At 62.3% G+C, this 13,303-nt stretch carries 11 protein-coding genes; 3 read left to right on the top strand and 8 right to left on the bottom strand.

The features are described 5' to 3' along the window. Positions 1 to 10: 10 nt before the first annotated feature. The 8 genes from H9K76_RS10105 to H9K76_RS10070 form a co-directional block, all read right to left on the bottom strand. On the bottom strand, positions 11 to 790 hold the full coding sequence (locus H9K76_RS10105; RefSeq protein WP_246475441.1) for an ABC transporter ATP-binding protein: 780 nt from the start codon (positions 788 to 790) through the stop codon (positions 11 to 13). After that, on the bottom strand, positions 787 to 1,863 hold the full coding sequence (locus tag H9K76_RS10100; protein WP_187600025.1) for a branched-chain amino acid ABC transporter permease: 1,077 nt from the start codon (positions 1,861 to 1,863) through the stop codon (positions 787 to 789). Before H9K76_RS10100 ends, H9K76_RS10105 begins: the two co-directional genes overlap by 4 nt. Positions 1,864 to 1,886: 23 nt before the next feature. Then, positions 1,887 to 2,771 carry a branched-chain amino acid ABC transporter permease gene (locus tag H9K76_RS10095; protein ID WP_246475440.1) on the bottom strand — a complete coding sequence of 295 codons (885 nt, stop codon included), beginning with the start codon at positions 2,769 to 2,771 and terminating at the stop codon, positions 1,887 to 1,889. Beyond that, the gene (locus H9K76_RS10090) at positions 2,768 to 3,718 is read right to left on the bottom strand and encodes a winged helix-turn-helix transcriptional regulator (RefSeq protein WP_187600023.1); all 951 of its coding nucleotides are present in this window, start codon (positions 3,716 to 3,718) and stop codon (positions 2,768 to 2,770) included. The genes H9K76_RS10095 and H9K76_RS10090 overlap by 4 nt, the downstream gene beginning before the upstream one ends. After that, positions 3,715 to 4,929, bottom strand: a complete 1,215-nt coding sequence (locus tag H9K76_RS10085; RefSeq protein ID WP_187600021.1) for an acetyl-CoA C-acyltransferase — start codon at positions 4,927 to 4,929, stop codon at positions 3,715 to 3,717. Before H9K76_RS10085 ends, H9K76_RS10090 begins: the two co-directional genes overlap by 4 nt. A gap of 24 nt (positions 4,930 to 4,953) precedes the next feature. Next, positions 4,954 to 5,919, bottom strand: a complete 966-nt coding sequence (locus H9K76_RS10080) for an NAD(P)H-dependent flavin oxidoreductase (protein ID WP_187600019.1) — start codon at positions 5,917 to 5,919, stop codon at positions 4,954 to 4,956. 55 nt (positions 5,920 to 5,974) lie between these two features. Next, positions 5,975 to 7,459 (bottom strand): carotenoid oxygenase family protein, encoded by a 1,485-nt coding sequence (locus H9K76_RS10075; RefSeq protein ID WP_187600017.1) that lies wholly within the window; start codon positions 7,457 to 7,459, stop codon positions 5,975 to 5,977. A 343-nt stretch (positions 7,460 to 7,802) separates the two neighbouring features. Continuing rightward, on the bottom strand, positions 7,803 to 8,585 hold the full coding sequence (locus tag H9K76_RS10070) for an IclR family transcriptional regulator (protein WP_187600016.1): 783 nt from the start codon (positions 8,583 to 8,585) through the stop codon (positions 7,803 to 7,805). Positions 8,586 to 8,740: 155 nt separating this feature from the next. On the opposite strand from H9K76_RS10070, the gene H9K76_RS10065 reads away from it, so the two are divergent. The 3 genes from H9K76_RS10065 to paaN are packed head-to-tail and all read left to right on the top strand — an operon-like array spanning position 8,741 to position 13,283. Continuing rightward, positions 8,741 to 9,979, top strand: coding sequence for a thiolase family protein (locus H9K76_RS10065; protein WP_187600014.1), 1,239 nt, complete (start codon positions 8,741 to 8,743; stop codon positions 9,977 to 9,979). Positions 9,980 to 9,981: 2 nt separating this feature from the next. Continuing rightward, positions 9,982 to 11,580 (top strand): AMP-binding protein, encoded by a 1,599-nt coding sequence (locus tag H9K76_RS10060; RefSeq protein ID WP_187600013.1) that lies wholly within the window; start codon positions 9,982 to 9,984, stop codon positions 11,578 to 11,580. Next, positions 11,577 to 13,283 (top strand): phenylacetic acid degradation protein PaaN, encoded by a 1,707-nt coding sequence (paaN, locus tag H9K76_RS10055; RefSeq protein ID WP_246475439.1) that lies wholly within the window; start codon positions 11,577 to 11,579, stop codon positions 13,281 to 13,283. The genes H9K76_RS10060 and paaN overlap by 4 nt, the downstream gene beginning before the upstream one ends. Positions 13,284 to 13,303 lie beyond the last annotated feature (20 nt).

Raw genomic sequence — 13,303 nt, 5'->3', positions numbered from 1 at the left:
GTCTCCCGGCTCAAGTGCCAAGGTAGGCGGAAATAACGGCAGGATCGCGCTGCACCTGCTCGGGGGTTCCCTGCGACAGCACGGCGCCCTGGGCCATGCAGATCACCCGGTCGGCCACGGCGCTCACGAGCGACATGTCGTGTTCGACCATCACCACGGTGATGCCCAGGTCCGTACGGATGTCATCAATCCAGAATGCGAGTTCGCGCGTCTCTTCCGGATTGAGGCCGGAGGCAGGTTCATCCAGGAACAGCAACTCCGGCTGAGTGCACAGCGCACGGCCCAGCTCGACGATCTTGCGCACGCCGTACGGCAAGCTGGCGACCGGGGAGTTGCGCCACGCGGAGAGCTCCAGGAACTCGATCACCGATTCAACCTGGGCACGTGCCACTTCCTCATGGCGCGTGACCGAAGGTGTGCGCAGGACCTGCTGCCACCACCGGCCATGCCTGAAGCGATGGCGGCCGAGCAGCAGGTTGTCCATCACGGTGGCGGCATCGAAAAGCTCGATGTTCTGGAATGTGCGCGCAATGCCGTACTGTGCGATGCGATGCCTTGGCACGCTGGCCAGGTCCTGCTCCTTCAACAGGATCTGGCCGCCGGACGCGTCGAACACCCGCGTGATCGCATTCAGCATCGATGTCTTGCCGGCCCCATTGGGGCCGATGATGGCAAGCACTTCTCCCGCGTGTACATCGAGGTTGAGCCCGGAAATGGCACGCACGCCACCGAAGGTGAGCGTCAGATCGCGCACCTTGAGCAAGGGGTTGGAAGCAAGCATGGAACTCATCGATAACGCTCCGACTTCATGTAGCGCTTCTGGCGCTTGAAGGTATCGCGCCGATACAGGGGGAACGATTGCAGGAATGCGCGCAGCTTCAGCCAGCGCCCGTTCATGCCGCCGGGCTCGAACAGCACGAAGAGCGCAAGGATCAGACCGAAGACAAAGATTTCCAACCCGAACTGCGTGGACATCTTCTCGGGCAGCAGCGGCTTGATGCGCGAGATTGCCGTCGGCAACATGCTGATGAGCACGGCACCCAGAATCGCACCGCGCAGGCTCCCCACCCCGCCGATCACCACCATCAGCACAAGCTCCAGGGAAAGCAGCAGCGTGAATCCATCGGGTGTGAGGTATTGCAGGTGATGCGCAATCAGCGCTCCGGCAATACCCGTGATGCCCGCGGAAATGGCAAACGCAGCCACTTTCACGGCGCGCACGTGGATGCCGAGCGAATATGCGGCGGCTTCCGAATCGCGCACGCCCATGAACGAGCGGCCGCTCGCCGAGCGAAGCAGGTTGAGCAACCCGAGGAATACGGCGCACAGCACGGCCAGGCACAGGTAGTAGAACGCCGTGGCATTGCCGAGCGACCAGCCTCCGATGCGTGCCTCCGCCACAGCCATTCCGGTGAAGCCGCCAGTAACGGACTCCCAATGGCCGATCAACTGCTCGACGATGATGGCGAAGGCCATGGTGACCATTGCCAGGTACAGCCCCGACACACGAATGGCCGGGATGCCGAGTAGCAGCCCCGCAAAGCCGGCGATCAGCCCCGCCAGCGGCACGGACAGAAGCAGCGGCATGCCCTTGGACATCAGCCACGCATGGGCATAGGCACCAATGGCGACAAACGCAGCATGCCCGAGCGAGACCTGCCCCGTATAACCCGTAAGCAGCATCAGCCCAAGGCTGGCAATGCACAGGATGAACACATACGCCAGCTCACCAAGAACGAACGAACTCGCCACCGTTGGCAATATCAGCAGCACGGCAATGAGCGCGCCATAGGCAAGCTTGTCGGCGGGGTGCGCAAGCAGCTTGAAACTGTCGCGGTATCGGGTGTTGTAATCGAATCTCATGGAGTTTCCTTTGTGACCTGTGCTCAGACGCGGCGCCCGTGCGCCTCACCCAGCAGTCCATGAGGACGAAAAATCAGCACCACGATCAGGACCAGATAGGCGACGATGTCCTTGGAGCCCTGGGGCATGTACACACCCGCGTATTGCTCCACCAGCCCAATGAGTAGCCCCCCGACAATCGCGCCCGGAATGCTTCCGAAGCCCCCGAGCACCAACGCCGCCAAGGCCTTGAGCGTGACCAGCCAGAGAGTGGTGTCCACCAGCGTGATGGGTGCAAGCAGCACGCCTGCAATCGCTGCTATGCCGCCGGCAAGTGCCCACACCAGAGAATTCACTCGCTTGACGCGTATGCCGTTGAGATACGCGGCCAACTGGTTCTGCGATGCAGCCTGCATGGCAACGCCGAGGCGCGTATGGCGAAAGAAGAAATACAGCACCATGGTGACGATCAGCGCCGCCCCCAGGATCACCAGTTGCAGGTCGGCAATCTGCAGCCCCGCAACACGCGTGGTCGAGTTGGTCCAGGGGGTTGCATAGTTGCGCGACTCTGGGCCGAACAGCATGCTGACGAGCCCACGGATCATGAACGCCAGCGCAATGGTGAGCATCACGCCTGCAAACTGGGGCTGGCCTGCGATGCGGCGGATCACCCAGGCATCGAGCGCATAGGCAATGCCCCCCGTCATCGCAACGGTGAGCAGAACGGCCAGCCAGAACGGTAGGCCCATCACGGTGATGAAGCCCCATGCCGAGAACGCCGCAATGACCAGAAGATCCCCATGAGCGAAGTTCAGCACTTCGGTGGCCTTGTAGATCAACACCACGCCCAGCGCCACCAACGCGTAGATGGCACCCACGGCAATGCCATTGACCGTGAGCTGCGCGAATACTTGCATCCCCTCGCTCATGTTGTGGATCCTTGCGGTATATCGAATGTCACGTCCCAGGGCTTGAGCACCTGATGACAGTGGCTGCAGGTCACCTGGGCTATGAACGGTTGACCGCAATCCTTGTGCGTGGGCCGGATGGAACTGGGCTCGCGGAAATGGTGCGTTCCGGCCCAGGTGGACAGGCAGACGATGTAGCCGAACAGGCCACGGCTTGCCGGCGTCAACCTGTAGCGCTTCCTGCGCGCATCAGCGTGATCCGCCTCGGAGACCAGCAGATTGGATTCCGCCATGCTCGCCAGCCGCTTGCTCAACACGCCCGGACCGATACGCAGCACATAGCTCAGCTGGTCGAAGTAGTGGCAACCCAGCGTGACAGCCGCGATGATCAGCAAACTCCAGCGATCCACGCGCAGCCCGAGCTCGAAGCCGGCATCGGTGTCGACGCGCAGGCGCGGCGTGCGGATGGACTCTCCGCTGTCGTAAGGCAGCTTGGCGTTGGGCATCAGCTCATACGAAAGATCCTGCATGGTCACGCGCTCATTGCAGGCGCTGCAGGCCAGATCGGGATGGAACACATGGCCGCAGCTCTTGTGCGTGAGACGCGGTGGCAGCGCTTGATTCCGCTCGCCGTATTTCTGCTCCCAGTCCCAGATCATCAGCACCGAGTCGTACAGCGCCATGCCCTTGGTTGTGAGATGGTAAGCGTAGCGCTCGGGACGTTCCTGGTACAGCCGCGGGCGCAGCACATCCATCTGCACCAACGACTTCAGGCGCTCCGCGAGCGTGTGGCGCGGAATGTTCGCGCTGGCAAGCCAGTCATCGAAACGGCGTTTGCCCACGAAGGCGCCCAGCACGACCTGCGCCGTTCGGTGGTCACCGATGATCTTCAAGCCGTGGCTGAGCGTGCTGGTATCCAGCGCTTCACGCACGAGCGTGAGATCGATGTCTTCGGGCTGCTGGCTCATACAGTGTCCGCTGTGACACGCTCGATAACCATCGCCACCGCCACGCCTGCTGCGCCGCAGATCGCCACCACGGCACGCTTAGCGCCCCTGCGCTCGAGTTCATCCAGCGCCATGCCGACGAGCGAACTGCCGGTGGAACCCATGGCATGACCGAGCGCGATGGCGCCTCCATTCACATTCAGCTTCTCATGCGGCACATTCAGGTGCTTCATGTAGTGCAGCATGAGCGCGGCGAATGATTCGTTCACCTCGAAGAGATCGATGTCGTCCACGGTCAGGCCGGCCCGGCTGAGCGCCTTGCGGGTGGCGTCAGCCGCGCCGGTCAGGGCCAGGACATGGTCGATGGATGCGTCTGCCGTGGCCAGGATGCGCGCGCGCGGCCTGAGCGCAAGGCGCTCCACGCTGGCCTTGCTGGCCACCAGCACGGCGGCCGCGCCGTCGGCCATGGCGGGTGAGTTACCGGCATGCTGCACATGATTCACGGCAGCAAGGCCATACTGCTTGCACAGCAGCGCATCCACTCCATACTTCTGGCCCATTTCGGCAAATGCCGCTGCAAGCGCCGACAGGGACTCCAGCGTCGTACCCGCACGTGGGGTCTCATCCTGCGCCAGCAACACCGTCCCGCCTTCCCCTCTGGCCGGAACAACCGAGCGAAAGTGGCCGGCATCCCGCGCCGCGATGGCGCGTTGCTGTGAGATCAGCGCATAGGCATCGCACTGCTCGCGCGTGAAACCCTCCATGGTGGCGATGGCGTCCGCCGCTATGCCGATCGGCACCAGCATGGTCTGGCGCTGGAACTCCAGGTCGTGCGTGAGCGGTCCTTTGTCGCTGGCCATGGGAACGCGGGACATCATCTCGATGCCACCGGCCACGGCCACACCGTCGTTGGCCATGGCCTGCGCCGCCGCAAACTGCACGGCGGTAAGACCGGATGCACAATACCTGTTGAGCGTAAGACCCGACACCGCATCGCTCCAACCCGCGCGCACCAGAGCCATCTTGCCGATGTTCGATCCCTGATCGGCGGTCTGCGTCACGCAGCCAAACAGCCCGTCGCAGACTTCGGAGGTGTCGATACCGGTGCGCTCCTGCAGTGCCTTCAGCTGCTGGGCCAGCAAGTCCACCGGCTTGAGGCTCTTGAGCGCGCCTTTGTCGCTGCCACGTCCGCGCGGGCTGCGCACAGCGTCGATGATGTATGCCTGGGTCATGTTCCTGTCCTCGAAAGAATGGCGTCAGACGCCATAGTTCAATCCACGGATGCGCTGCATCGCCGCGCCATATTCAAGAGCGAGCTGGTCGACGATCTTCGAAACCGGCTCCACCGCCTTCACCGCCCCCAGCCCCTGGCCTGCAGCCCACACGTCGAGCCATTTACGGCCCGCGGTCTGATTGCTGTCGTACTGGCGATCGGGCGCGCTCGGCATGTTGTCGGGATCGAGCCCGTTGGCGCGCAGCGATGGCTTGAGCCAACTGGCAGGCGTGCCGGTGATGCCCGCGCTCACGATGAGATCGTCCACCGTGCTGTCGACGATCATCTGCTTGTATCCGTCCGGTGCCATGCTCTCTGCGGTGGGAATGAAGCGGGTGCCCATGTAGACAAAGTCCGCGCCCGATGCAATCGCGCCGGCAACGCCCCAGCCGTCGCTGATACCGCCTCCTACGACCACATGACCGTCGAAGAACTCGCGGATCGCGCTGACAAAGGCGAACGGCGACAGGAAGCCTGTATGGCCCCCCGCACCGGCAGACACGCAGGCCAGCCCGTCGGCACCTGCGGCCACCGCCTTCCTGGCAAGCCCGATGGAGATCACATCGGCAAATACCAGCCCTCCATATGAGTGCACGACCTCGACCGCAGGCTTGGGACTGCCCAGCGCCGTCACCACCACAGGGGGCTTGTACTTCGCGATCAGTTCCAGGTCTTCGGCGAGACGCGTGTTGGAGGAATGTGTGACCAGATTGGCGCACCAGGGACCAACACGGCTGGCACCCAGTTCATCACGCGCGGCCGCGATGCCTTCGGTGATCTGCTTCATCCACTGGTCCAGTTGCGCAATGGGCCGCGCATTCGGGGTGGGAAACGCGCCGACGATGCCCGCCCGGCAGGCTGCGAGCACCAGATCCGGGCCGGAGATGAGAAACATCGGCGCGGCAAACACGGGTAAACGTAATCCGTCGACGAAAGGTCTTTTCAACATCTGGCAATTACCTATTTTTATTGAACTAACTTGATAAAAAAATTCCGCACGATCTTCAGCACTGCCCCGAGAGCAGCCCGTCCCGCAGGTCGGCGCCATTGGTCCAGCACGAATGGGTGCCACTGCACAGCTTGTGGGGCAACTCGATGCGGCATATCGGCCCTGCTTCGAAACGCTGGCAATCGACAAGCACCACTTCGGAACGCTGGGTGTTCTCATTGGTGATGAACGACACCAGATAGCCGTCGTCCTCCGCCCTGGCGTGGAGGCGTGGTGCAAACGGCGCTTCGCTGGCGAACTGCCCCGGCGGCAGCATGATCTGCCACGACTGCCCGGTTTCCAGGTCGTGCTTGACATAGCCGTTGAAAAGAAAGCGCCCCGGAACCTGCACCGCGCTGTAGGCATAGCGATAGGGCTTGCCTGCGTAGCGCTGGTTGAACATGCCGAACTCCAGCACGCGGTCGTCAAGGCGCTGCTCCGTCGTCTCGCCGGTTGCCAGATTGAAGCGCCAGCGGTGGAGGTGCGTACCCATCTTGTATTGGTCGAGGTAGGACATCATCCGCTCGTAGCCTGCAGGTGCACCCTCGAAATTGCGCGGCATGGGCTCGTCCTGGAAGTAGCCGTCCAGTACGATCTCGTCGCCGTCCTCGTAGGCATTCAGGAAGTGCAGCACGAAGGTGGGCTCTGCCTCGAACCAGCGGATATCCGCCTCGCTGCCGCGCCGCGGAATGACCGCGAAGCGCGAGGGCATGTTACGGTGAAAGCGCACCACGTGCTTGCCCTGTGCGAGCAGTTCGGGATCCCAGAACAACGGGAAGTCATTCAGAATGACGAAATGCTCGGTGAAGGCCATGTCATGTGGCAGGCGCGGCCCTGGCAGCGGCACGGGCGTGAAATGCACCAGCTTGTCAGCACGATCCACCACGCCATAGTGCATGTAGGGCGGGTACTTGGAGTAGTTGAAGAACAGCAGTTCACCGCTGTGCTCGTCGACCTTGCAGTGCGCGGAGATACCGTCCAGCGGCGACCACGAGGGGATGCCCTGCTGCTCCAGCGTCTGCGGATCCAGCCGATAGCCCTCGCCGCACTGGTAGTAGGTGGTGAGCGCCCTGCCCGCATGCACCACCACGTCGGTGCTGGAAGCATCCTTGATACCGCCATGCGCGCCCCAGCCCGGACGGGTGGAGAGTGCGGGATCCTCCATCAGGCCCGCCCACAGGCGTTCACCGCGCTCGAGCTCTGCGGTCAAACCCTTGGTGGCGATGAATCGATTGCGGTACTCCACCTTGCCATCACGAAAGGAAGCCATGTGGATCATTCCATCGCCATCGAAGGGGTGGTACCGGCCCAGCGACGGGAACACCGGGTTCTGCGTGTTGCGCAGATAGACGCCATCCAGATCACGGGGCACCTCGCCTTCCAACACTTTCAGGTCGGAGGCATTGACCTCTTGCAGCAGCGGAGTCCACGCATCCTGCAAGTACGGATGATCTCCGGCGTCAATGAGGTTGGGCAACTCTCTAATAGTTTGAACTGTCATATACCTTTATCACTTCGTATATTGAACTAACTCAAAATACTATCGACCCACCGACCATTGGCAAGTAACAAAAGCGACAAACCAGAGGTAAACCTGATCAGTGAATTCACCGAGTCCAGCATTCGGACATTCTGAAAACTGAACCGAATTCGGGCGAGTTCACACTCGCATGCCCCCTGCCCCAATCGGAACAGGCTGCCCCGCGGCCCTGTGCAGGCTGTTCGGTCTGCTGCAGGGGGGCTATCCGTGCATCAACGCCAAGGCCTGCAATGGCGCGGCGCGCACGATTCCGCGGGCACCAGTGCAAGCTTCGCGTGGAATGCCAACACGGCGGACGGCAACGTCAGGACACTGCCACCTTGTGCTTCAGAAGCACGTTGCGCAACTGCGAAGTCTCATGCCGGATGACCTTCACGACCTGCTCTTCATGCTCCGGAGACATGCGTGCCGTGACGGTGGCCACACTCAACGCAACTACCGGATGGCCTGCCGGATCAAGGACAGGCATCCCCACACCCGAGACTCCCGGCACGGCGAAATCGGCGATCTTCGAATAGCCGATCTCCTGGGCATGTGCAACGGCCTTCTGCAACCGCTCCAAGCTCAGTCCTGCGTATTTGGGCAGCAGCGCGGCGTTGCGCTCCATCACATGGTTGAATGCGTCGACGGGCAGCCAGCTCAGGATGGCAAGCCCTGCGGCCCCCACCCCCAAGGGCTGGCGGCTGCCAACCTCCACCGTGAACACCTTGACGGGAAAGCTGCCGGATTTGCGATCGAGACAGAACGAGTCCGCGCCGCTGCGCGCGACCAGGAATGCGGTGTCGCCAGTTTCCTGCGCCACCCGCTCCAGGAACGGTTCGCAGATTTCCCGCAGATGAAAGTGCGATGCGGCAGAGATGCCCAGCTCATATGCGAACTGCCCAAGGAAATAGCGACGCTGTGATGAGCGCATGAGCAGGCCGCACTCCACCAGTTCCGTCAGCAGGCGGTGCACCGTGGGCCGGCTCAGTTCGCCTGCATCGACGATGTCCTGCACGCGCATTCCATCCTTTGCATGCGAAGAGACCAGGCGGAGCACCCCCATGGCCCGCGCCACGGTCTGGGATCCTTGTGCAGAATTTTTCATATTTCGTCCAATATATGAACATCTAATGCTGATTTATTCATTGTAAATTTCAAAATGCAGTCATTCGCATAACAAGGTACAAAACATGGAGATGAGAAAGATGGCTCGCACACCCCGCATCGAAGCGCAGTGTCTGCGTGACAGGAGCGAGCACCGTGAGTGATGTCTATATCGTCGGCATCGGAATGACCTCGCTGGGGAAGCATCTGGACAAGTCCGTCAAGCAGCTCACCGGATTGGCTTTGAAGACAGCGCTGGCAGATGCCGGCTGTGCGCTGCCCGACATCGAATCGGCATGGTTTGCCAATACGCGTCAGGGCGTACTCGAAGGCCAGCACGGCATTCGCGGACAAGCGGCGCTGCGGGCCAACGGCGTGCAGGGCATACCCATCATCAACTGCGACAACGCATGCGCCAGCTCTTCCACCGCGCTCAACCAGGCATTTGCGGCGCTGAAGGCACAACAGTGCGACGTGGCACTGGTTGCAGGCACAGAGAAGATGAACTTCCCCGAGAAGCGCGACTTGATGTTCGAAGCCTTCATGGGGGGCATGGATCGCGAGATCGCTTCCGCTCAACTGCGCACCCTGCAGTTGCTGTCGCAGGCCCTGCCCGTTCCCGATACCGGCGAAACAGGACAGCGCAGCGTCTTCATGGACAGCTATGCCGCCATGGCACGCCACTACATGCTGCTCTATGGCACCACCCAGAGACAGCTGGCAGCCGTTGCCGCCAAGAATCACTGGCATTCGCAGTTCAACCCGCTGGCGCAATACCGCAACCCGATGTCGGTGGATGAAGTGCTCGCGGACAGGCTGGTGAGCTGGCCCCTTACGCGCGCGATGTGCGCCCCGATCAGCGACGGCGCTGCGGCCCTGATCCTGTGTTCCGAGCGCGGCCTCAAGAAGTTTGACAGGCGACGCGCGGTGCGCGTTCTGTCGTCACGGCTCGCCACGGGCGTACTACGGGCACCGGAGGATTTCACACAGCACGTCGGGCGCCTGGCGGCCGATCGTGCCTACGAAAGCGCCGGAGTCACGCCGCAAGACATTGATGTTGTGGAGGTACATGATGCATCCTCGTTCGCGGAGATCCGCCATATCGAGAACCTGGGCTTGTGCGGCTTCGGCGATGGAGGCGCGCTGGCGGAACGCGGCGAGACGCAGCTGGGCGGTCGCATCCCCGTGAATGTTTCCGGAGGGCTGGTCTCCAAAGGCCACCCGATTGCGGCAACGGGTGCGATCCAGATCCACGAACTGGTCACGCAATTGCGCGGCGAGGCAGGCCGGCGTCAGGTCGAGGGCGCGCGCCTGGCAGCGGCCGAAAACGGTGGCGGGTTCTACGACGGAGAGGAAGCCGTCGCCGCCGTCACCATTCTCGAGAAAGTGGCCTGAGCATGCGTGTCACTGCATCGGACCTGCCGAACTTCAGGACCCTGGGTGAACTGATCACGCACGCCATCGCCACCCACCCCGACCACGTGGCGTTCGTGGATGCCGATGGCCTACCCACGACGTATGAGCAGTTGGGCCACAAGATAGCCTGGCTGATCGCCGAATTGCGCCGCCTCGGCCTGCGGCGTGGCGATGTCGTCGCACAGCTCTGCGGCAACCGCACCGAGATGTTCTGCCTGATGGCTGCCGCCTATGTGGGCGGCTTCTGCTCCGTCACCCTGCATGCCATGGCGGGGGCGGATGATCATGCTGCCATTCTTGAAGACTGCAAGGCGAAGATATTCGTCTACGAACACTACTTTGCCGAGCGGGCCAAGGAACTCAGGCAACGCAGTGCTAGCGCAATGCTGTGCCGCTCCCACGACGCCACGGACGAGGATGAGAGCATCTGGGGCCAATCTCCCCATGCACCTTCACCTTCACCTTCACCTGCACATGCACATGCCCTGCAGCCGGTGGGCGAGCCCGAGGACATCGTGCGCCTTGCATACACTGGCGGCACCACCGGCCGCTCAAAGGGCGTCATGCTCAGCAACCGCGCAATGCTCACCAACGCGCGCCTGTGGCTGGATGGACTCGAATGGCAGGCCGGCGTGCGCACCCTTTGCAGTGCGCCCATTTCCCACGGTGCGGGCTCTCTGATTTTCCCCACACTGGGAGCAGGCGGCACTATTTACCTGCAGCGCGGGTTTTCAGCGGCGTCCTGGCTACGCTGCGTGCAGTACAACCACATCACGCATACCTTCATCGTCCCCACCATGCTCTATGCGCTGCTGGACCATGCGGATACCGCTCGGCATGGGTTGACCAGCCTGCGTGCGCTTGTCTACGGTGCGGCCCCTGCGTCGCCATCGCGCATCCGCGCGGCGTTGAACCTGTTCGGCCCGGTGCTGGTGCAGACCTACGGCCAGACCGAGGCACCCAACACCATACTGATTCTCGACCAGCAGGCCCACCAGCGCGCCACCGACGCTCAACTGGCATCCGCGGGCATCCCCTTCCCCCATGTGAACGTAGTGCTGACCGGTGACGATGACCGGCCCGTGTCGACAGGCGAAACCGGAGAGCTCTGCCTCACCGGCGACCTGCTCATGTCCGGCTACCACGGCCTTCCCGAGCAGACTGCGCGCACGCTGGCCAACGGGTTGCTCCATACCGGCGATCTTGCCCGCATGGGCGAAGACGGGCTGATCTACATCGTTGACCGCAAGAAGGACATGATTATCAGCGGGGGCTTCAACGTCTACCCCAAGGAAGTCGAGGACGTACTCGGAATGCACCCCGACGTGGCCGCAGCCGCCGTGTTCGGCGTGCCCGACCCGAAGTGGGGTGAAGCTGTGCGCGCCGTAGTCGTTCCGAGATCGGGCGCCAGCGTTGATCCGCACGCACTGATCGAATTCGTACGCGCCAGAAAAGGCGCGGTATGCACGCCCAAATCCATCGAGCTTGTGGATCAGGTTCCACTCACAAGTCTTGGCAAGCCTGACAAGAAGGCGCTTCGCAACCTCTACAGCTCACATCCATCGAGAGAAACAGCATGAACACAATGACATTCGACCCCATGGAGCGCCATCGCGCGCTGTTTGAGAAGGCCAAGGATGCCTGTCGCGAGCGCTTCTGCTGGAGCCCCTTTCCCGAGACTCCCGCGCAGTATCCCGATCATGAGAAGGCCGACGCGCTGGGTCGAGCCGCATTCGAGCGCCATTGCGGACGGCTCTTCCAGATGAGCGACGACGCTGGCGGTGGGAAGCAGGCCGGCATCGCATCGGAGGAGGTTTCACCCTATACGCAGAAACCGCTGGGAACAAGCTACGTCCACCCGCAGATCGACACGGTCTTCACCGATGCGAAGCAGGCAGTGCGCAGCTGGTCTCAGGCCACGCCGCGGGAGCGCATCGGCGTGTTGCTGGAGGTCGTGGACCGGATCTACCGCGAACACCTCTTCGAGATCGCACATGCCGTCATGCACACAGCCGGGCAAAGCTACAACATGGCCTATGCGGGCTCGGGCGTGAACGCACTGGACCGCGCCATCGAGGCGCTGGTCTACGCAGACCAGGCCACGAGCAGCATAGCCACCAGCGCCACCTGGGAGCGCAAGTTCGGCAAGACCACCATCAGCCTTCAGAAGACCTATCGATTGATTCCGCGCGGCGTGGCGGTGTGCTTCACCTGCGCCACCTTTGCCACCTGGAACGCCTGGCCGTCGATGATGGCAAGCCTCGCCACCGGCAATGCCGTCATCGTGAAACCGCACCCGACGGCGGTGCTGCCGATGGCGATTTCGGTACGTGTGTTCAGGCAGGTACTCCAGCAGTTTGGCTTCGACCCCAACCTGGTTGGCATGGTGCTGGACAGCACGACCGAGCCCGTTGGCAAGATTCTGGTCAAGCATCCGGACACAAGCATCGTTGACTTCACGGGCAGCGTGAAGTTTGGGCAATGGGTGGAAGCCAACGCACATCCCGCGATCTGCTTCACGGAGACGGCCGGGTGCAACACCGTGGTGCTCGAGTCTGCAGACGACCTGGAAGCAGCCATCCGCAGCCTCGCAACCACCTTGTGCATGTTCAGCGCGCAGATGTGCACCAGCCCACAGAACATCTACATTCCAGCGGCCGGCGTGAAGACTCCTCAGGGCATGGTGAGTTTCGACAATGTGGCCGAACGCCTGGCCGCTGCGGTCGACGCAATCGGAGCGGAACCCAAGAAGGCGTCCATGATCCTGGCTGCGATCCAATCGCCGGCAACCCTCGCACAGATGAAGCAACTGCGCGAAGAGGTAGGCGACCAGGGAACGGTCCTGCTCGAGCCCCGCTCCTACGCCCATCCCGAATATCCCGGTGCCCGCACCAGCACCCCCATGATGCTGAAGGTGAAGGCCGGCGCAGGCGACTGGTATCGCGGTGAGCGCTTTGGCCCAATCAGCTTCGTGATCGAGTGCCGCGACGCCAGCGATGCCCTCTCCAATGCGTCCAGCGACGTGGCACGGCACGGCGGTCTGACCGCATTCCTGTACTCGAGCGACGAAGCATTCATCGCGCGCGCCGAATCGGCCTACGCTCGGGCAGGCGCGCAACTGACGATCAATCTCACCGGCCCCATGCCACTGAACTTCGCAGCTGCCTATAGCGACTATCACGTCACCGGCCTGAACGCCGCCGGCAATGCCAGCCTGACGGATCTTTCGTTCGTGGCCAGCCGCTTTCGCATCACGCAATCGCGCCGTCCTTCAACGGTCTGAGCAGCGCTGCCATACCCAGG

The sequence above is a fragment of the Diaphorobacter ruginosibacter genome, from assembly GCF_014395975.1.
Lineage (GTDB): Bacteria > Pseudomonadota > Gammaproteobacteria > Burkholderiales > Burkholderiaceae_C > Diaphorobacter_A > Diaphorobacter_A ruginosibacter.
Note: the sequence above shows the minus strand (reverse complement) of the source record. Positions and strands in the feature narration are given on the sequence as shown.

What these genes read in the sequence shown, in the direction of transcription:
- H9K76_RS10105 (WP_246475441.1), bottom strand. Translation starts at nt 790, where the DNA reads ATGAGTTCCATGCTTGCTTCCAACCCCTTGCTCAAGGTGCGCGATCTG.
- H9K76_RS10100 (WP_187600025.1), bottom strand. Translation starts at nt 1,863, where the DNA reads ATGAGATTCGATTACAACACCCGATACCGCGACAGTTTCAAGCTGCTT.
- H9K76_RS10095 (WP_246475440.1), bottom strand. Translation starts at nt 2,771, where the DNA reads ATGAGCGAGGGGATGCAAGTATTCGCGCAGCTCACGGTCAATGGCATT.
- H9K76_RS10090 (WP_187600023.1), bottom strand. Translation starts at nt 3,718, where the DNA reads ATGAGCCAGCAGCCCGAAGACATCGATCTCACGCTCGTGCGTGAAGCG.
- H9K76_RS10085 (WP_187600021.1), bottom strand. Translation starts at nt 4,929, where the DNA reads ATGACCCAGGCATACATCATCGACGCTGTGCGCAGCCCGCGCGGACGT.
- H9K76_RS10080 (WP_187600019.1), bottom strand. Translation starts at nt 5,919, where the DNA reads ATGTTGAAAAGACCTTTCGTCGACGGATTACGTTTACCCGTGTTTGCC.
- H9K76_RS10075 (WP_187600017.1), bottom strand. Translation starts at nt 7,459, where the DNA reads ATGACAGTTCAAACTATTAGAGAGTTGCCCAACCTCATTGACGCCGGA.
- H9K76_RS10070 (WP_187600016.1), bottom strand. Translation starts at nt 8,585, where the DNA reads ATGAAAAATTCTGCACAAGGATCCCAGACCGTGGCGCGGGCCATGGGG.
- H9K76_RS10060 (WP_187600013.1), top strand. Translation starts at nt 9,982, where the DNA reads ATGCGTGTCACTGCATCGGACCTGCCGAACTTCAGGACCCTGGGTGAA.
- paaN (WP_246475439.1), top strand. Translation starts at nt 11,577, where the DNA reads ATGAACACAATGACATTCGACCCCATGGAGCGCCATCGCGCGCTGTTT.